The organism is Streptomyces sp. NPDC004838 (assembly GCF_053600955.1).
Genome location: NZ_JBSGAW010000019.1, coordinates 60103 through 78065, shown reverse-complemented (window position 1 = coordinate 78065; position 17963 = coordinate 60103). Strand labels below are relative to the sequence as shown.

Genomic DNA, 17963 nt, shown 5'->3' with positions numbered 1-17963 from the left:
TAGATTCACGGTCCAACTGGCAGACCGTTCGGCGGATTCTGCGATCTACCGGTACAACATCTCAGAGATACGACGGATTCACCGGATACGACGGCTCCACGGAATATGACGGCGAGGACTGATGGCACCCGAACCCGAAGCAGGCGGCGGGCCGGATGGGGTGGACTCCTGGGGCGTCGGCGGACTGGTCGGCGACGGCCGCTACCGGCTGACGCACCGCCTCGGCCGCGGCGGCATGGCAGAGGTCTTCGCGGCTGAGGACGTACGGCTCGGCCGTACGGTCGCGGTGAAGCTGCTGCGCGCGGACCTCGCCGAGGACCCGGTCGCCAAGGCCCGCTTCACCCGTGAGGCCCAGTCGGTGGCGGGGCTCAACCACCATGCGATCGTGGCGGTGTACGACTCCGGCGAGGACGAGGCCGGCGGGCAGGCCATGCCGTACATCGTCATGGAACTGGTCCAGGGCCGGACGATCCGCGATCTGCTGCTCAACGCGGAGGCACCGCCGCCGGAGCAGGCGCTGATCATCGTGTCCGGGGTCCTGGAGGCGCTGGCGTACTCGCACCAGCACGGCATCGTGCACCGTGACATCAAGCCCGCGAATGTCATCATCACCACATCCGGCGCCGTGAAGGTGATGGACTTCGGCATCGCGCGCGCCCTGCACGGCGCGTCGACGACGATGACGCAGACCGGCATGGTCATGGGCACCCCGCAGTACCTCTCCCCCGAGCAGGCGCTGGGCAAGGCCGTCGACCACCGTTCCGATCTGTACGCGACGGGCTGTCTGCTCTACGAACTGCTGGCGCTGCGGCCCCCGTTCACCGGTGAGACCCCGCTGTCGGTGGTCTACCAGCATGTCCAGGACATGCCGCTGCCGCCGTCCCAGGCCGCGGACGTGGTCCCGCCGGAGCTGGACGGACTGGTGATGCGCTCCCTCGCGAAGGACCCGGACGACCGGTTCCAGAGCTCCGAGGAGATGCGCGGGCTGGTGCAGTACGCGCTCCAGATGCTCCAGCAGCAGGGCAGCCACACCGGGACCTGGAACACGGGCCCGGTCGGGATGTACGAAGGCGCCACACCCGCGATGGGGATGACCGGGCCGACGACCGCCCACCCGTCGGCGCACAGCGAGACCTCGCAGGGACCGATCCTGCCGCCGATGAACCCGGACGACGGCGGTTACGTCGGCTACAACGGCGGCTCGCAGGGTGGTGGTCGTGGTGGCCGTGGAGGCCGCGGCCGGATGTGGCTGATGGCCGCGCTGGCGGTGGTGGCCGTCGCGGTGGGCGTGGCGTTCGCGATCAACGCGGCGGACTCGGGCGACAAGGGCAAGGAGGACACCAAGGTCTCCCAGTCCCCGACCCCGTCCGACACCACCTCGGAGACCGTGGACACCCAGCCCACGCAGGAGGAGGAGACCGACGACACCCCGGAGAACCACCAGCCGTCGCAGCGGCCGTCGTACTCCAAGCCGTACCGGCCGTCGTACTCGCAGAAGCCGTCGTACGACCCCTCGCCGTCGGACGACACCACCGGCTCGGAATCCCCGCCGCCCACGACCTCGGAGGAGCCTCCGCCGTCCAACACCGAGACCCCGGTCACGGGTGGCACCACCGGCGGTCCGACGGGTGTCCAGCAGCTCCCGAGGTAGTGACCGGCCGTCGTGAGGGGCCCGTACACGGGCCCTCTCGCGGGGCGGGTGCCCGGTGCGGGGCCCGCTCCCCGTAAGGGCCGGCCGGGGTTGCTCCCCGTAAGGGCCGGCCGGGGCCCGCTCGCCGTGGGGGCTGCTCGGGACACGCTCGGCGTGAGGGCCGCCCGAGGCCCGGCGCCGGTCAGGTCGCGAACGCCTCCCGTACCGCCTCGTACTCCCTTGTCCACCACACCGCCAGGGCCGACACCGCTGCGAACTGCGGGTCGGCCCTGCGGTCGTGGAGCTGGTAGCGCCAGCGGAGTATCCAGAAGTCGTTGAGCCGTTCCCACCAGACGCGGTGGACGGCGGCGGCGAGTTCGGCGGTGTCGGCGCCGGTCGCGTGGCGGTAGGCGCGGGCGTAGGCGCGGACCTTGGCGAGTTGGAGTTCGCCGGTGGGCTGGACGAAGAAGATGGCCGCCGCGCGGACCGCCTCCTCGGCGCGGGGCTGGACGCCGAGACGGTCCCAGTCGACGATCGCGGCGGGTTCGGCGCCTCGGTAGAGCAGGTTCAAGGGGTGGAAGTCACCGTGGACCCAGCCGCCCGCCGAGGCGGGGGGAGGGCGGCGGCCGGCGTGGAGTTCAAGGAGCGTCCGGCGCTCCAGCAGCCGGTGCTCGGCGAGTCTGTCGAGGGTGTCGCGGGGGGACGCCGCACGGGCCAGGGCCAGTAACTCGTCGATGAGGGCGAAGGTCTCCTCGGGGTCCGCGCTCCCGTACTCGTCCGCCGCCCCGCCCGTGCGGCGCTCCGTGCGGTGGTGGTGGTCCATGACCCGTTCCAGACAGGTGTGGACGAGCCCGAGGAGCGAGCCGAGCCGCCGGGACTGGAACGTCGTCAGATGCGCGCCGTCGCGGTGGCGGCCGTCGACCCAGGGGTGCAGGGCGTAGCAGTGGCCGGCGATCACGGCGACCGTGTCGCCCTGGGCGTCCTCGACCGGCGGTGCGACCGGCACCCCGAGCGTCTGGAGGCGCTGGGTGGCGCGGTGCTGGCGGATGATGGCCTCGTGGTCGCCGTCTAAATGGTGTTTGAGGAAGTACGCGCCCCGAGTGGTGGCGAGCCGGTAGCCGCGGTTGAGGAGTCCCAGGGTCACCGGCTCGCAGGAGAGCGGCTTGCCCGGGTCTTCGTAGCGGCGTAACAGCGCGCCGATGGGTGGAGCGGTGTCAGATGAGCGCGGCACCCGCCAGATGTTAGATCACGCAGCGTGTCGGTTGGGCTGCTCTTCGAGATAGTCCAGTGTATGCACGGTGACGAACTGGGGTTCGATGCGCATGAAGACGGGTTCAAACGTCTCGCCGTCCGCCTGATGGGGCGCGTCGCCGAAGAGCCCCATCTCCTCGTCCGTGGGCCGGATGACCTCCGCCATGCCCGTGAACTGCACGGACCACATCGTCGTACCGCCCGCGTTGAAGTTGTCCGCTCCGTACGCCACGACGCTGCCGTTGCACGACCGGTGGTAGCCGAAGCCGCGGTGGATCCGCAGGACGACGCGGCTGTCCCGCACGATGTGCCGGGCGGGGGCCACGAAAGGCATCGCTCGCATGCTCGTCGCCAGCCGGCCGTACGAGACGCGGCCGAGCAGCTCGATGGCGCGGAGTTCCTCGGTGGACATACGTTCCACTTTCGGTGACCGGCGGCCCGTAGTGAAGGGGCCGGGGCCCCTGCTCTGCGGGGACGTAAGTCCCACGGAGCCCGGTCCGGACGGGTCAGCCCATATGAGTGACCCGCTCGCGAAGAGTGAAACAGCCTGGGAGGCGTGCGCGCCCTCTTTGCCGCGAGTGCCTCACCGGCGGAGCCCCCGCGGCCTCCCCCACGGACCCGCGGCGCTCTGTCACCCGTGGTGCTGCCGCTCGGCCTGCCTCCGTGCCACATACGCCGCCGCCTGGGACCGGCGCTCCATCCCCAGCTTGGACAGCAGGCTGGAGACATAGTTCTTGATCGTCTTCTCGGCGAGGTGCAGCCGTTCACCGATCGCCCGGTTCGTCATGCCCTCGCCGATCAGATCCAGGATCCTGCGCTCCTGGTCCGTCAGCGCGGCCATCTTGTCGTCGCGCTTCGGGTTGTCGCCGTTCCGCAGCCGCTCCAGTACGCGTGCCGTCGCCACCGGGTCCAGCAGGGAGCGGCCCGCCGCCACGTCCCGTACCGCCGAGAGCAGCTCATTGCCGCGGATCGCCTTGAGGACATACCCCGACGCACCTGCCATGATCGCGTCGAAGAGGGCCTCGTCGTCCGCGAAGGAGGTGAGCATCAGACACTTGATGTTCTCGTCCCGCGAACGGATCTCACGGCAGACCTCCACTCCGCTCCCGTCCGGCAGTCTGACGTCCAGTACCGCCACATCGGGCCGGGTCGCCGGAATCCTCGCCAGGGCGTCAGCGGCCGTGCCGGCCTCGCCGACGACCTCGATATCGGCCTCCACGGAGAGCAGCTCATGAACGCCACGCCGGACGACTTCATGATCATCGAGTAGGAATACGGTGATTTTTCCTTCTTCTGACACGATTGCAGTCTCACACATCGACCCTTCCCGTGCCCCAGGTGGCCGGGATAACGTTCCGTTGTTCCCGGCGGTCCGCGAGGCCGTCACCCACGGCTTGACCAAGGCTCTGACCAGTGGTTGTTGCCCCATTTGCCGATTTACTTGGAAATCCAAGCAAAGACGCAGGTCAAATGGGGTTTCGCAGGAATGCGGCCCACTGGGTAACGTGCTTTGGACAGGGCGCTCGCCGGGGCACCTGTCACGCCTGTTCCCGGCGCCGCACCCACCCCGTGCGGGGACGAGAGCAGGCGAGCCTCCCCTTGCCAACGGCAGGGGCGACCCCAGGCTCCCGGCGAACCCGGGGGACCGGACAGACGGAGGAGCACGCACGTGACCGTGGAGAGCACTGCCGCTCGCAAACCGCGACGCAGCAGCAAGCGCGTGAGCGCCGCGAAGAAACCACAGAGTTCCGAGCCCCAACTCGTACAGCTGCTGACACCCGAGGGCGAGCGGGTCGAACACCCCGACTACGCCATCGACCCGACCCCCGACGAGCTGCGCGGACTGTACCGGGACATGGTCCTGACCCGTCGCTTCGACGCCGAGGCCACCGCCCTCCAGCGCCAGGGCGAACTGGGCCTGTGGGCCTCCCTCCTCGGTCAGGAGGCCGCCCAGATCGGCTCGGGCCGGGCGCTGCGCGACGACGACTATGTCTTCCCGACCTACCGTGAGCACGGCGTCGCCTGGTGCCGCGGGGTCGACCCGACCAATCTGCTCGGCATGTTCCGCGGGGTGAACCACGGCGGCTGGGACCCCACCGTCAACAACTTCCACCTCTACACCATCGTCATCGGCTCGCAGACGCTGCACGCCACCGGCTACGCGATGGGCGTGGCCAAGGACGGCGCGGACTCCGCCGTCATCGCCTACTTCGGCGACGGCGCGTCCAGCCAGGGCGACGTCGCCGAGTCGTTCACCTTCTCCGCGGTCTACAACGCCCCGGTCGTCTTCTTCTGCCAGAACAACCAGTGGGCGATCTCCGAACCCACCGAGCGCCAGACGCGGGTGCCGCTCTACCAGCGCGCCCAGGGCTTCGGCTTCCCCGGCGTCCGCGTGGACGGCAACGACGTACTGGCCTGTCTCGCGGTCACCAAGTCGGCGCTGGAGCGGGCCCGCCGGGGCGAGGGCCCCACGCTGGTGGAGGCGTTCACCTACCGGATGGGCGCGCACACCACCTCCGACGACCCCACCAAGTACCGGCACGACGACGAGCGGGCGGCCTGGGAGGCCAAGGACCCGATCCAGCGGCTGCGTGCCTGCCTGGAGAGGGAGGGGCACGCCGACGCGGCGTACTTCTCCGCGTTGGAGGAGGAGAGCGACGCGCTCGCCAAGCGGGTGCGCGAGGTGGTCCGGGCGATGCCCGACCCGGACGACATGGCGATCTTCGAGAACGTCTACGCCGACGGGCACGCGCTCGTCGACGAGGAGCGCGCGCAGTTCGCCGCGTACCAGGCGTCGTTCGCCGACCCGGCCCCGGCCCCGGACGCTGTAGCGGGCGCGGGCACCGGCACGAGCGCGGGCACGAGCGCGGGCACCGGCACCGGCATCGGCGCGCACGGAGAGGGAAAGTGACCATGGCCGTACAGAAGCTCCCCCTCGCCAAGGCGCTCAACGAGTCGCTGCGCAAGGCCCTGGAGACCGACCCCAAGGTCCTGATCATGGGTGAGGACGTCGGAAAGCTCGGCGGTGTCTTCCGGGTCACCGACGGACTCCAGAAGGACTTCGGCGAGGACCGGGTCATCGACACCCCGCTCGCGGAGTCCGGCATCGTCGGCACGGCCATCGGGCTCGCGCTCCGCGGCTACCGGCCGGTCGTGGAGATCCAGTTCGACGGTTTCGTCTTCCCCGCGTACGACCAGATCGTCACGCAGCTCGCGAAGATGCACGCCCGCTCGCTGGGCAAGATCAAGCTGCCGGTCGTCATCCGCATCCCCTACGGCGGCGGCATCGGCGCGGTCGAGCACCACAGCGAGTCGCCCGAGGCCCTCTTCGCGCACGTCGCGGGCCTCAAGGTCATCTCGCCGTCGAACTCGGCGGACGCGTACTGGATGCTCCAGCAGGCCATCCAGAGCGACGACCCGGTCGTCTTCTTCGAGCCGAAGCGGCGCTACTGGGACAAGAGCGAGGTGGACACCGAGGCCATCCCCGGTCCGCTGCACACCGCACGCGTCGTCCGGGCCGGCACGCAGCTCACGCTCGCCGCGTACGGGCCGATGGTGAAGGTCTGCACCGAGGCCGCCGCCGCGGCGGCCGAGGAGGGCAAGTCCGTCGAGGTGCTGGATCTGCGCTCGATGTCCCCGATCGACTTCGACGCCGTCCAGGCGTCGGTGGAGAAGACGGGCCGCCTGGTGGTGGTGCACGAGGCTCCCGTGTTCTACGGTTCCGGCGCGGAGATCGCCGCCCGCATCACGGAGCGGTGCTTCTACCATCTGGAGGCTCCGGTACTCAGGGTCGGCGGCTTCCACGCCCCCTATCCGCCGGCCCGTCTGGAGGAGGAGTACCTGCCGGGGCTCGACCGGGTGCTCGACGCCGTCGACCGCTCGTTGGCGTACTGAGGAGTGCCGAGACCATGACGCAAGAGACTTCAGCGCGCTTCCGCGAGTTCAAGTTGCCCGACGTGGGCGAGGGACTCACCGAGGCGGAGATCCTCAAGTGGTACGTACAGCCCGGTGACCGGGTCACGGACGGGCAGGTCGTCTGCGAGGTCGAGACGGCGAAGGCGGCGGTGGAGCTGCCGATTCCGTACGACGGGGTGGTGCACGAGCTGCGCTTCCCGGAGGGTACGACCGTCGATGTCGGCCAGGTGATCATCTCGGTCGACGTGGCGCCCGGAGGCGGCTCCGGTGGCTCCGGCGGCTCTGTCCCGGTCTCCGGACCCGTGGCGGCGGCACCGGCTCCGGCACCGGTGAGCGCGGTGCCGGACACAGCGTCGGACACGGCCGGGAAGCCCACCGAGGAGCCGGCCGAGCCGAAGGGCCGTCAGCCCGTCCTCGTCGGGTACGGCGTGGCCGAGACGTCCAGCAGGCGCCGTCCCCGTAAGACCGTGCCCGGACAGGCGGCCGCGACCGCCGCAACCGCTGCGACGGCCGCGACTGCCGCCGTGCAGGGCGAGTTGAACGGCCACGGCCACAGCGTCGTCGCGGCACCACGCCCGATGGCGAAGCCGCCCGTGCGCAAGCTCGCCAAGGATCTCGGGGTCGATCTGACGACGGTCCTCCCGACGGGACCCGACGGGATCATCACCCGTGAGGACGTCCACGCGGCTCTCGCACCGCCGCCGGTCGTTCAGCCCGTCGTTCAGCCGGTCCCTCAGCCGGTCCCTCAGCCCGTGTCCGACGTCCCGGCCCCCGGCACGGCTCCGGCGGCCGCCACGGCCGTGGAGGAGGCCCTGGCGGCATCGGCCGCGTCGGCGTCGGTGGCGGAGGCGCGGGAGACGCGTATCCCCATCAAGGGAGTACGGAAGGCCACGGCGGCGGCGATGGTCGGCAGCGCGTTCACCGCGCCGCACGTCACCGAGTTCATCACGCTCGACGTGACACGGACGATGAAGCTCGTCGCCGAACTCAAGTCCGACGAGGACATGGCGGGCCTGCGGGTCAATCCGCTGCTGCTGGTCGCCAAGGCGCTGCTGGTCGCGATCAAGCGGAACCCGGGGGTCAACGCGACCTGGGACGAGGCCAACCAGGAGATCGTCCAGAAGTCCTACGTCAACCTGGGCATCGCCGCGGCCACCCCGCGCGGTCTGATCGTGCCGAACATCAAGGACGCGCACGCCATGACCCTGCCCGAACTCGCGCGGGCGCTCGGCGAGTTGGTCTCCGTGGCCCGTGAGGGCAGGACGACGCCGGCGGCCATGCAGGGCGGCACGGTGACCATCACCAACGTCGGCGTCTTCGGCGTCGACACGGGTACGCCGATCCTCAACCCCGGAGAGTCGGCGATCCTCGCGGTCGGCGCGATCAAGCTCCAGCCGTGGGTCCACAAGGGCAAGGTCAAGCCGCGCCAGGTCACCACGCTCGCGCTCTCCTTCGACCATCGGCTGGTGGACGGAGAACTGGGGTCCAAGGTGCTGGCGGACGTGGCGGCGATCCTGGAGGACCCGAAGCGGCTGATCACCTGGGCCTGACGCCTGGCCGCGGCGAACCGGGCCCGGTCCCGCCGCGTCTGCCCGGCATCACGCATCACGCATCAGGATCCCGGATCCTGCATCAGGCACCGGGATCCCGGATCCTGCATCGAGCATCGGGCATGAGGCGTCCGGGATCAGGTGTCCGGGATCCTGCATCGGGCATCGGGCATGAGCGTCCCGGATCACGTGCGGGACCCTGCATCGGGCATCCCGGATCCCGCATCCCGGATCCTGCATCGGGCATCCGGTCCGCGGCCGCGCCCGTGATCCGGGCCGCTGGTCGCAGCCGCGGGTCCGGGCCCCGGCCCCGTCGGGTCCCGGTCCCGGTCCCGGTCCCGGATACGGGACCCGCGGCCGTTGCCCCCACGCGAAGGCTCCGTGACACGGCACAGTGTCACGGAGCCTTCACGCTTCACGCTCACCCGGTCGAGGTCCCCGCGTCCGCCGGCCTCCCTCGCGTCCGCCAGGTCTCCCCCCGGACGCGGATCGAACGCGTCCCGCGTCAGTCCTGCTGCGTACCCGCCGGCAGTGACCGCAGCGTCATCTTCTGCGCGGTGGTGGAGCCGAAGCCGAAGTCGAGCAGCTTGGCCGCGTCACGGAAGCGGTCGGTCCCGTTCAGGACGACACCGACGTACGTCTTGCCGTTGCGGGTGGCGGCGAAGACCAGGCAGGGGCCCGCCGCGGTCCCGGTGCCGGTCTTCATACCGACCGCGCCCTTGTAGGAGCCCAGCAGCTTGTTGGTGTTCGTCCAGGTGTAGGTGCGCTTGGCGCCCTTGCTGGTGGTGGCGGTCGTCACGTACTTCGGCGCCTTGACCACGTCCTGGAGCACCCGGTTGGCGAAGGCGTGGCGGGCCATCTTCGTGAGGTCGGCGGGGGTGGTGTAGTTCTGACCGGCCCGCGATATCCCGTCGAAGGAGTCGAACTTGGTGTTCTTCATGCCCAGTGCGGCGGCCTTCTTGTTCATCATCCCGATGAACGACTTGGTGCGCGCGGCCGTGGTCGTGCCGGTGCCGAAGGTGTCGGCGAGGGCGTACGCGGCGTCACAGCCGGACGGCAGCATCAGCCCGGACAGGAGCTGGCGCACGGTGAGTACGTCGCCGGTCTGGAGGTTCGCGCTGCTCGCGCCCTCCTTCACGACGTAGTCGCGGTACGCCTTCTTGACGGTCACCTTGCGATTGAGGTTCACCCTCGGCGTGGTGAGGACGGTGATCGCGGTCACGACCTTCGTCGTGCTGGCCATCTGGCGGCGCGTGTTGCTGCCCTTGCCGTAGATCGTCTTACCGGTCGCCTGGTCCACCATGAAGCCGCCCTTGGCGCTGATGGTCGGGGGCGCGGGCGCGGCCTGGGCCGGCGCGACAAGGGGAGAAGCACCGAGCAGGAGGCCGCTGGAGAGGACAACGGTGGCGGCTCTGCGCACGCGCACGCTGCTGAATATCAAAGGGAACGCTCCGAGTTGGCGAATGCGTCACGAAAAGTGTGTGGGGACCCGGCGCTGTGTGACGAGCGACAGAAGGGTCCGATGAGAAGACGCATGAGTCACCCGAATGGATGCACACTTCGCCCCTTCTCTTTTCTCTTCTCACGTTTTCGCGCCGGTGCGGACATCCTGCATCGTGGACGCGGACTACAGATGCACCCCTCTTGTATCTATGCTGTGCCTATGCCCGCTCCAGCTCCTGCCCCCGCCGCCGCCGAACGCGTCTACACCCATGTCAAACAGGCCGTCCTGGACCGCCGTTACGAGGGCGGCACCCTGCTGACCGAAGGCGAGCTGGCCGAGGCGGTGGGGGTGTCCCGGACCCCCGTACGCGAGGCGCTGCTCAAGCTGGAGGTCGAGGGGCTGATCAAGCTCTATCCCAAGAAGGGCGCACTCGTCCTCGCGGTCTCCGCGCAAGAGATCCAGGATGTGGTCGAGACCCGGCTGCTCGTCGAGGAGCACGCGGCCCGCAAGGCCGTACCCGCCTCGCCGCGGCTGATCGCCCGGCTCGAAGAGCTTCTCGAACAGCAGAAGCGGCAGGGGGAGGCGGGCGATCTGGCGGCGGTCGCCGTCACCGACCGCGCCTTCCACGCCGAGATCGTGCGCAGCGGCGGCAATGAGATCCTCTCCCGCCTCTACGACCAACTCCGCGACCGCCAGCTGAGAATGGGCGTCGCCGTGATGTACGCGCACCCCGACCGGGTCGCGAAGAACGTCGTGGAGCACAGCGAGATCCTCGAAGCCCTGCGCGCGGGCGACCCGGACGCGGCGGCGGCCCTCGTCCACCGCCATGTCGGCTGGTTCAGCCATCTGGCGAGGGGCCAGATCCGATGACGTACCCCGTCTCCCTGCCGGGCGATCCTCCCGGTGGCCGCCGTGCGGCGGCGATCTGGGGCATCGGCGTCTCGGTCTACTTCGTCGCCGTCATCTTCCGTACGTCCCTGGGGGTCGCCGGCCTCGACGCCGCCGACCGCTTCGACGTCAACGCCTCCGCGCTCTCCGCCTTCTCCATACTCCAGCTCCTGGTCTACGCGGGCATGCAGATACCCGTCGGCCTGCTCGTCGACCGGCTCGGTACGAAGAAGGTCCTGGTCATCGGCGCGGCGCTGTTCACCGTCGGCCAGCTGGGCTTCGCGCTCTCGCCCTCGTACGGCATGGCGCTCGCCGCGCGTGTCCTGCTCGGCTGCGGTGACGCGATGACCTTCATCAGCGTGCTGCGGCTCGGCAGCCGCTGGTTCCCGGCCCGCAGGGGGCCGATCATCGGGCAGGTCGCCTCGCTCTTCGGCATGGTGGGCAACCTCGTCTCCACCATGGTGATCGCGCGTCTGCTGGACGGGGCCGGCTGGGTCGCCGCCTTCGGCGGCAGCGCGGTGGCCGGAGTGGTGGTCCTGCTGCTGGTGCTGTTCTTCCTCAAGGACCATCCCGAGGGCTGTGAACCGCCTCCGGCGCAGCGGCACGGGGGCGCCGCGTTCGTCCGCCGCCAGATCGTCCACTCCTGGCGCGAACCCGGCACCCGGCTCGGCATGTGGGTCCACTTCACCACCCAGTTCCCCGCGATGGTGTTCATGCTCCTGTGGGGGCTGCCGTTCCTCGTCGAGGCCCAGGGGCTCTCGCGCGACACCGCGGGCCTGCTGCTGACGCTGGTGGTGCTCGCCAGCATGATGGTCGGCCTGGTCTACGGCCAGATCATCGTCCGTCACCACGCGGCCCGTGTCCCCCTCGTCCTCGGCACGGTCGCGGCGACCGCGCTCGTCTGGGCCGCGACCATCGCCTATCCCGGCGGACGGGCTCCCATGTGGCTGCTGATCGTCCTCTGCTCGGTCCTCGGCGCGTGCGGCCCGGCGTCCATGATCGGCTTCGACTTCGCGCGACCGGCGAATCCGCCGCAGCGGCAGGGGACGGCCTCCGGCATCGTCAACGTCGGTGGGTTCGCGGCCTCGATGACGACCCTGCTGGCGATCGGCCTGCTGCTTGACGCGACCGGGGGCGATTACCGGATCGCGTTCAGTTCCGTCTTCGTGCTGGAGGCCCTGGGGGTCGCGCAGATCCTGCGGTTGAGGGGCCGGACGGTACGGCTGGAACGGGAGCGGCTGGTGGCGAGCAGGGTCGAGGTCGTGCACGTACCGGCGTGAGGAGCGGTCGCGCCGTGCGGCGGGCGGCGTCGGGCGCGGGTGTCGGCCCAGCGCGGGCGCGGGCGCGGGCGTGCGCTTGCGCGAGGGCGCGGGGGTGACGGGGCGGGCGACCACCCGTGGGCCCCGCCCTCGGGACCGAAGGTCCCGGCGATCCCGTGGACGCGCTCCACTTCCGCACGGCCGTCACGGTTCGACGACGGAGGGTCACGCGGTACGGCCATCACCGCCGTCACGGCCTCCGCGGCGACCACATGAGCCACGGTGAACACGCGGGCCACCATGAACACGCGGGCTGCCGTGAACACGAGCGCGGGCGTCCCGCCATCTCGCGTCCCACTGTCCTGCGTCCTGCGTCCCGCCGTCACGGCGTGACGGCGAACTCCCGCAGAATCAGCGCGGCCAGCTCCTGGTCCCCGTCCACCTTGATCCGGTCCGGGACCGCGCTCGCCCGGACCCGCCCGCAGGCCAGCCGGTAGTACGTCTCCCAGTCCGTCGCGAGCGTCACCACGGGCCCGAGGGACGGCGATCCGTCGATCGTGCCGCGACCGTCGGCGTCCACCCGTACCGTACGCAGGAACTCCAGCGGCCCGTGCACATCGATCACGACCGCCGAGAGCGGAGGCGCGCCCGCGTCCTTGGCGACGACCTTCGGCAGCCGCTCCAGCAGGACGTCACGGGTGATCAGGGCACCGGGGGAATCGAGGTTCCCGGGCTTGTTGAGCGCGGTCCGCAGATCCTGCTCGTGCACCCAGGTGTCGAACGCGCGCATTCGCATGGCGACTTCGAGCGTCTGCTCGGCCCCGAGCGGCGCGCGCACCTTGGTCTCCGGCGAACGGTTCTCGTTCCTGAGCTGTCGGGCCCGCCGGATCATCGTGTACTCCAGCTCCGAGGTCATCTCCGGAGCGGTGTGATGACGCCGTACATCGACCTGCATCTCCATGTACCGGGCGAAGTCGTTCTTCACATGGTAGAGATCGCGCGGCAGCGTGTGTATGGGCCGTGGATCGCCCAGCATCTCGGTCTCCATGCCGATGACATGCGAGACCACATCCCGCACCGACCAGGAGGGGCACGGTGTGGCCCGGTTCCACTCACCCTCGACGAGCGGCCCGACCAGCTCGGCTATCGATTCGATGGAATGGGTCCAGGCATCGGCGTAGGTCTGGAGGCTGGGATGGACGGTCACGGGACCCCTCGACGATTCTGCGGTACGCGGGCTGGGCGGCTGACGGCTTGTTCTGCTGACGGCTCTACTGCTGACGGGTGGTCGGCTGACGGCTTCGCTGCGTGGGAGGTTCGGCATTAAGTTACGCTGCCGGGCGGTGCCCCGGCAGTGCTTTCGTGTGACGATCGTAGGCCCGTCGGCGGGCCTCCTGTACAGCGGCGTTCGGGCTACGCCCGAGGCGCGCCCCCAGACCGGCCCGCAGTGGTACGAACCAGCCCATTTCCCTGGCGGCGAGTCGATGTGACCGGCGGAGCCGGGCCTTTTGGTGACCTGGTGCCCTGGTGCCTTCTTGTCCGCGCGTCCCGTGAGAACGGGTACGGCAAAGGGGCGCGCAGACGGCGAGAGCCCCGCCGACCCGTCGGGTACGGGGAGGACGAGGCTCTCGTCCGTGCTGCCGGACTGCTATACGGCCGAGTTCCTGGCGAGGAGGACCAGCCCCGAGAAGGCCGCCGGGGTGAGTATCAGCGCCGGGCGGACGGATTCTCGCTATCGAGTGGACAACGATCTGCGCCCGACCATCTCCGCAGGAATGCACACCGCTTTGGTTCGCCGCGGGCCGTGGGGAACCATCCAGTGGAACACCGACGAGGCACGCGATCTGCCCACGTTCCGCATCGTTTCGCTGCTCGAACTCCCCGAGCAGATCATCAAGTTCAACGGACCGGCGCACTGACCGTCGTCAACCGCCTGGAGCGGGGGCACCTGACCGCTCGGCTCAGGGGCGGGGTGCGCCGGGGACGAGCCAGAACAGCACCCTTCCGTCGCTGTCGCCGGTCGCGAGGAGTTGTCCGTCCGGGGAGAAGGCCACCGAGTAGATCCACTCGGTGTGTCCGGTGAGCGGTTCGCCGACGGGCAGACCCGTGGCGGGGTTCCACAGGCGTACGGTTCTGTCGCCGCTGGCCGTTGCCAGGAGATCCCCTTTCGGGGAGAACGCGACGGCGAAGACGCTGCCGGTGTGGCCGGTGAGCGGTTCGCCGACGGCCTTGCGCGTGAAGGCGTCCCACAGGCGTACGGTTCTGTCGCCGCTGGCCGTTGCCAGAAGGTCGCCTCTCGGGGAGAACGCGACGGCGAAGACGGCGCTGGCGTGTCCGGTGAGCGGTTCGCCGACGGCCTTGCGCGTGAAGGCGTCCCAAAGACGTAGGGAGTTGTCGTTGCTGCTGGTGGCCAGGAGCCGTCCGTCCGGGGAGAACGCCACCCCGTTCACCCAGCCCGTGTGTCCGAACAAGGGGCGGCCCACGGGATTGCCCGTGGTCGTGTCCCAGAGCCGCGCGGTGTTGTCGGCGCTGGTCGTGGCCAGAAGGCGGCCATCGGGCGAGAACGCCACCCGGTAGATCCACTCGGTGTGTCCGGTGAGTGGTTCGCCGATGGTCTTGCGGGTGAGGGTGTCCCATAGGCGTACGGTTCTGTCGCCGCTGGCCGTCGCGAGGAGGTTCCCTTTCGGGGAGAACGCGACGGCGAAGACGGCGCTGGTGTGCCCGGTGAGCGGTTCGCCGACCGGCTCGCGGGTGACGGGGTTCCACAGACGTACGGTCTCGTCGGCGCCGGCGGTGGCCAATAGGTCCCCGCCGGGTGAGAACGCCACCCGGTGAACGGGGCCGGGATGGGCGTCGAGCGCGGGAAGCGGGATCACATGGCCCTGGTCCAGCGCCGAGAGAACGGCCCTCACCGTCACTGAATGTGTGCGGTGACGGCCCTCCGGGCAGTCCTGTCGCTGGTACAGGCGCACGGTTCCGTCGTTGCCCGCGGTGGCGAGGAGTTCTCCGTCGGGTGAGAACGCCACCGCGACCGCTGCGCCGGTGTGCCCGGCGAGGGGCTCGCCGACGCCCTCGCGGGTGGTGGTGTCCCAGAGGCGCACGACGTTGTCGTTGCCGGCGGTGGCGAGGAGTTCTCCGTCGGGTGAGAACGCCACCGCGACCACCGGGCCGGTATGTCCTGCCGGTTGTCCGCCGACCGGCAGTCGGGTGGCCGGGTTCCAGAGCCGTACGGTTCCGTCGGAACCGGCGGCGGCGAGGAGTTCTCCGTCGGGTGAGAACGCCACCGCGTTCACCGGGCCGGTGTGTCCGGTGAGGGGGCGACCGACTCCCCAGCGGCCGGCCGGGTCCCAGAGCCGTACGGTTCCGTCGGAACCCGCGGTGGCGAGGAACTGCCCGCCGGGTGAGAACGCCACTGCCCGTACGGGACCGGTGTGTCCGGTGAGGGGGCTACCGACTCCCCGGCGGCCGGCCGGGTCCCAGAGCCGTACGGTTCCGTCGTTGCCGGCGGTGGCGAGGTGCAGTCCGTCGGGTGAGAACGCCACCGACCGTACGGGGCCGGTGTGTCCGGTGAGGAGTGGACCGCGCTGCTCGCCGGTGGCCGGGTTCCAGAGCCGTACGGTTCCGTCGTTGCCGGCGGTGGCGAGATGCTGTCCGTCGGGTGAGAACGCCACCGACCGTACGGGGCCGGTGTGTCCGTCGAGAGGCAGGCCGGATGGCAACCGAGTGGTCGGGTTCCACAGCCGTACGGTTCCGTCGGCACCGGAAGCGGCCAAGAGTTCTCCGTCGGGTGAGAACGCCAGCCCGGACACCTTTCTCGCGTGCCCGGTGAGCGAGCCGAAGAAAGTGAACGGGTCGGTCCCCGACGGCTCGGCCGTGGTGACGTCCTCGGGCTGTGGCTCCGGCAGGCCGCGCGGTTCCGGCTCCGCTTCGACGGCGGGTTCCTCGCTCTCGTCGGGCTTCCTGACGCTGGCCGTGGCGGCCACACGGGTAGCCGCTGTGGCCACCCGCAGCGCCTCCAGCGCCAGCCACCGCCCGTGCCAGACGTCCACCGCCGGGTCCTGCCGAGGGGGCGTCTCGCACGGCTCGCCGTACTTGTCGTGTGCCAGCAGGACGCGGACGAGGGCCATCAGGACGTCGAGGCGCGGGAGCCGCTTCCCCTGGAAGACGGGGCTGACCGTGCCCTGGGGAAGGACGCGCATGCCCGGAATGCCCTGCGCACGCCGGGCGATGTCCCGCAGGGGAGGGTTGCCGTGGTCGAGGCGCAGTCGGCGCAGGTCCGCCGCGAAGGCGGCCAGCTGCTGCTCGAACGTCTCGTCCGCCCGGCCGTTCCGTGCGCTGTTCCGTTCCATGTGCTCTGTGGCCCCCCGGCGTTGTGCGTGAACGACAGGTTAGAGCGGGGCGAACGGAACGGTCCCGAACTTTCGGGTACGCGGTGGAACGTTCTCGAACCGAGCGGTGTGTTCCACGGGGACCGCTGCCCGTTCGGGAGCGTTCGCCGGTGATCCGCCTCCGGCGGGATCGTTCCGTTATTGCAGGTCAGGGCCTTGAGGGTGCTCCAGTTGAAGCATGACGACGAACTCGCAGACTCCGCAGACCCCGCAGAACTCGACGAACCCCACGAACTCGACGAACCCAATGAGCCCGACGAACTCGACGGACCCGCGGAACGACCTGCCCGATCCGGCCGGACCCGAGCCGTTCCTGACCGTCCACACCGCCCTCGTACTCCTGATCGCCGTGGTCATCGGCATCGTCGTCGGCGGACTCACACTCCTCAGCGGCACCCCCGCCGCCGGAGCCGTCCTCGCCGGCCTGGTCGGCAGCGGGGGCAGCGTTCCCGTACTCCGGTCCCTGATCCGGTGACGTCCCGGCGCCGACCGCGCGCCGACCGGGAACGCGGCCATGCGCGCAAAGTGCGTTCCGTGATCCGATCCTTCACCGAGACACCGACGGCGGCGCTGCGATACTGGCGGTATGGCTGTCGGTGATCGGGTTTCGCAGTTGGTCCGGCTTCGCCGGGTGCGTGACCGGATCGACCGTGAGTACGCCAAGCCTCTGAACGTCGAAGAACTCGCACGCGGTGTGCACATGTCCGCGGGGCGGTTGAGCCGGGAATTCCGGGCCGCGTACGGCGAGCCGGTGTACAGCTACCTGATGACCCGGCGCATCGAACGCGCGATGACGCTGCTGCGCCGGGGGGACATGTCCGTGACGGACGTGTGCTTCGCGGTCGGGTGCGGATCGCTCGGCACCTTCAGCAACCGTTTCAAGGAACTCGTGGGAATGAGCCCCTCGGAATACAAGACGGCTGCCGCGGGGAGCCTGGCAGGTATCCCGCCATGTGTCGCGAAGCGATTTTCGCGACCCGTCAGGAATCGATAAGCGCCCGGCGGGGTGCGCTCTCTAGGCTCATGACCATGAGCCTGATCATTCACACCGCCTTTCTGCCCCATCTCGATCCCGAAGCCTCGCTGACGTTCTACCGGGACCTGCTGGGATTCGAGGTCCGTAACGACGTCGGCTACGAGGACATGCGATGGATCACGGTCGGACCGCCCGACCAGCCAGACGTCTCGATCGTTCTCTCCCCGCCCGCCGTGGACCCCACGATCAGCGATCGGGAACGCGAAACGATCCTCGAATTGATGGCCAAGGGAAACTACGCCGCGCTCACCCTGGCCAGCGACGACCTGGACGCGATGTTCGGAAGGCTGGAAGCGGCCGACGTCGAGATCATGCAGGAGCCCATCGACCAGGACTACGGCGTACGCGACTGCGCCGTCCGGGACCCCGCCGGAAACACGATCCGCATCAATCAGCGGTCCTGAATCGATCAGCGGTCCTGACGGATTCCGGGAAGGGGCCCGTCGAACTCGGGCCTTCCGCCTTGGACTCACACCCCGTAAAGCGCCGGCGAAGGACGTCGACGCAGAGGCGGACGCAGAGACGGACGCAGAGACGGACGCAGAGCCCGCCGGCAGCGGAATCACCCTCGTATCCCAGCAGAACTCCCCCGACACGACGTA

Annotated in this window: 15 protein-coding genes and 1 pseudogene; 10 read left to right on the top strand and 6 right to left on the bottom strand. The window is 69.8% G+C overall.

The genetic code is table 11. From position 1 onward, the window contains the following. The first annotated feature begins 121 nt into the window (after window positions 1–121). On the top strand, window positions 122–1651 hold the full coding sequence (locus tag ACWEFL_RS21800; protein WP_451715092.1) for a protein kinase domain-containing protein: 1530 nt from the start codon (window positions 122–124) through the stop codon (window positions 1649–1651). Between the two features lie 181 nt (window positions 1652–1832). On the opposite strand, the gene ACWEFL_RS21795 is transcribed toward ACWEFL_RS21800, so the two are convergent. From ACWEFL_RS21795 to ACWEFL_RS21785, 3 genes are all read right to left on the bottom strand, one after another. Further along, window positions 1833–2861 carry a phosphotransferase gene (locus ACWEFL_RS21795; protein WP_451715089.1) on the bottom strand — a complete coding sequence of 343 codons (1029 nt, stop codon included), beginning with the start codon at window positions 2859–2861 and terminating at the stop codon, window positions 1833–1835. A 15-nt stretch (window positions 2862–2876) separates the two neighbouring features. Beyond that, a complete protein-coding gene (locus ACWEFL_RS21790) occupies window positions 2877–3293 on the bottom strand; it encodes a pyridoxamine 5'-phosphate oxidase family protein (protein WP_451715086.1) in 417 nt (138 codons plus the stop codon). 219 nt (window positions 3294–3512) lie between these two features. Then, the gene (locus ACWEFL_RS21785; protein ID WP_451715083.1) at window positions 3513–4181 is read right to left on the bottom strand and encodes a response regulator; all 669 of its coding nucleotides are present in this window, start codon (window positions 4179–4181) and stop codon (window positions 3513–3515) included. A 369-nt stretch (window positions 4182–4550) separates the two neighbouring features. On the opposite strand from ACWEFL_RS21785, the gene pdhA reads away from it, so the two are divergent. Genes pdhA through ACWEFL_RS21770 form a run of 3 tightly spaced genes read left to right on the top strand, consistent with a single transcriptional unit; the run spans window position 4551 to window position 8346 of the window. After that, complete coding sequence (gene pdhA, locus ACWEFL_RS21780) at window positions 4551–5792, top strand: pyruvate dehydrogenase (acetyl-transferring) E1 component subunit alpha (RefSeq protein WP_451715080.1); 1242 nt, start codon at window positions 4551–4553, stop codon at window positions 5790–5792. A 2-nt stretch (window positions 5793–5794) separates the two neighbouring features. Next, complete coding sequence (locus ACWEFL_RS21775; protein ID WP_451715077.1) at window positions 5795–6775, top strand: alpha-ketoacid dehydrogenase subunit beta; 981 nt, start codon at window positions 5795–5797, stop codon at window positions 6773–6775. Between the two features lie 14 nt (window positions 6776–6789). Next, entirely contained in the window at window positions 6790–8346 is a 1557-nt protein-coding gene (locus tag ACWEFL_RS21770) for a dihydrolipoamide acetyltransferase family protein (RefSeq protein WP_451715074.1), read from the top strand. Between the two features lie 505 nt (window positions 8347–8851). On the opposite strand, the gene ACWEFL_RS21765 is transcribed toward ACWEFL_RS21770, so the two are convergent. After that, window positions 8852–9766, bottom strand: a complete 915-nt coding sequence (locus tag ACWEFL_RS21765; RefSeq protein ID WP_451715255.1) for a D-alanyl-D-alanine carboxypeptidase family protein — start codon at window positions 9764–9766, stop codon at window positions 8852–8854. A 243-nt stretch (window positions 9767–10009) separates the two neighbouring features. On the opposite strand from ACWEFL_RS21765, the gene ACWEFL_RS21760 reads away from it, so the two are divergent. Continuing rightward, window positions 10010–10660, top strand: a complete 651-nt coding sequence (locus ACWEFL_RS21760; protein WP_451715072.1) for a GntR family transcriptional regulator — start codon at window positions 10010–10012, stop codon at window positions 10658–10660. After that, on the top strand, window positions 10657–11958 hold the full coding sequence (locus tag ACWEFL_RS21755; protein ID WP_451715069.1) for an MFS transporter: 1302 nt from the start codon (window positions 10657–10659) through the stop codon (window positions 11956–11958). Before ACWEFL_RS21760 ends, ACWEFL_RS21755 begins: the two co-directional genes overlap by 4 nt. 361 nt (window positions 11959–12319) lie before the next feature. Here the strand turns inward: ACWEFL_RS21755 and ACWEFL_RS21750 are convergent, their stop codons facing one another. Beyond that, the gene (locus ACWEFL_RS21750; RefSeq protein ID WP_451715066.1) at window positions 12320–13144 is read right to left on the bottom strand and encodes a maleylpyruvate isomerase family mycothiol-dependent enzyme; all 825 of its coding nucleotides are present in this window, start codon (window positions 13142–13144) and stop codon (window positions 12320–12322) included. A gap of 529 nt (window positions 13145–13673) precedes the next feature. Here ACWEFL_RS21750 and ACWEFL_RS21745 point away from each other — a divergent pair. After that, window positions 13674–13856, top strand: a pseudogene (locus ACWEFL_RS21745) (haloacid dehalogenase); the annotation flags it as partial. Window positions 13857–13898: 42 nt separating this feature from the next. On the opposite strand, the gene ACWEFL_RS21740 reads toward ACWEFL_RS21745, so the two are convergent. After that, complete coding sequence (locus ACWEFL_RS21740; protein WP_451715063.1) at window positions 13899–16286, bottom strand: WD40 repeat domain-containing protein; 2388 nt, start codon at window positions 16284–16286, stop codon at window positions 13899–13901. Between the two features lie 217 nt (window positions 16287–16503). Here ACWEFL_RS21740 and ACWEFL_RS21735 point away from each other — a divergent pair, with 217 nt between their 5' ends. From ACWEFL_RS21735 to ACWEFL_RS21725, 3 genes are all read left to right on the top strand, one after another. Further along, on the top strand, window positions 16504–16800 hold the full coding sequence (locus ACWEFL_RS21735) for a hypothetical protein (RefSeq protein WP_451715060.1): 297 nt from the start codon (window positions 16504–16506) through the stop codon (window positions 16798–16800). Window positions 16801–16911: 111 nt separating this feature from the next. Beyond that, the gene (locus ACWEFL_RS21730; protein ID WP_451715057.1) at window positions 16912–17319 is read left to right on the top strand and encodes a helix-turn-helix transcriptional regulator; all 408 of its coding nucleotides are present in this window, start codon (window positions 16912–16914) and stop codon (window positions 17317–17319) included. Window positions 17320–17354: 35 nt separating this feature from the next. Further along, window positions 17355–17765, top strand: a complete 411-nt coding sequence (locus tag ACWEFL_RS21725; protein ID WP_451715054.1) for a VOC family protein — start codon at window positions 17355–17357, stop codon at window positions 17763–17765. The last annotated feature ends 198 nt before the right edge of the window (window positions 17766–17963 follow it).

What these genes read in the sequence shown, in the direction of transcription:
- ACWEFL_RS21800 (WP_451715092.1), top strand. Translation starts at nt 122, where the DNA reads ATGGCACCCGAACCCGAAGCAGGCGGCGGGCCGGATGGGGTGGACTCC.
- ACWEFL_RS21790 (WP_451715086.1), bottom strand. Translation starts at nt 3,293, where the DNA reads ATGTCCACCGAGGAACTCCGCGCCATCGAGCTGCTCGGCCGCGTCTCG.
- ACWEFL_RS21775 (WP_451715077.1), top strand. Translation starts at nt 5,795, where the DNA reads ATGGCCGTACAGAAGCTCCCCCTCGCCAAGGCGCTCAACGAGTCGCTG.
- ACWEFL_RS21770 (WP_451715074.1), top strand. Translation starts at nt 6,790, where the DNA reads ATGACGCAAGAGACTTCAGCGCGCTTCCGCGAGTTCAAGTTGCCCGAC.
- ACWEFL_RS21760 (WP_451715072.1), top strand. Translation starts at nt 10,010, where the DNA reads ATGCCCGCTCCAGCTCCTGCCCCCGCCGCCGCCGAACGCGTCTACACC.
- ACWEFL_RS21755 (WP_451715069.1), top strand. Translation starts at nt 10,657, where the DNA reads ATGACGTACCCCGTCTCCCTGCCGGGCGATCCTCCCGGTGGCCGCCGT.
- ACWEFL_RS21740 (WP_451715063.1), bottom strand. Translation starts at nt 16,286, where the DNA reads ATGGAACGGAACAGCGCACGGAACGGCCGGGCGGACGAGACGTTCGAG.
- ACWEFL_RS21735 (WP_451715060.1), top strand. Translation starts at nt 16,504, where the DNA reads ATGACGACGAACTCGCAGACTCCGCAGACCCCGCAGAACTCGACGAAC.
- ACWEFL_RS21730 (WP_451715057.1), top strand. Translation starts at nt 16,912, where the DNA reads ATGGCTGTCGGTGATCGGGTTTCGCAGTTGGTCCGGCTTCGCCGGGTG.
- ACWEFL_RS21725 (WP_451715054.1), top strand. Translation starts at nt 17,355, where the DNA reads ATGAGCCTGATCATTCACACCGCCTTTCTGCCCCATCTCGATCCCGAA.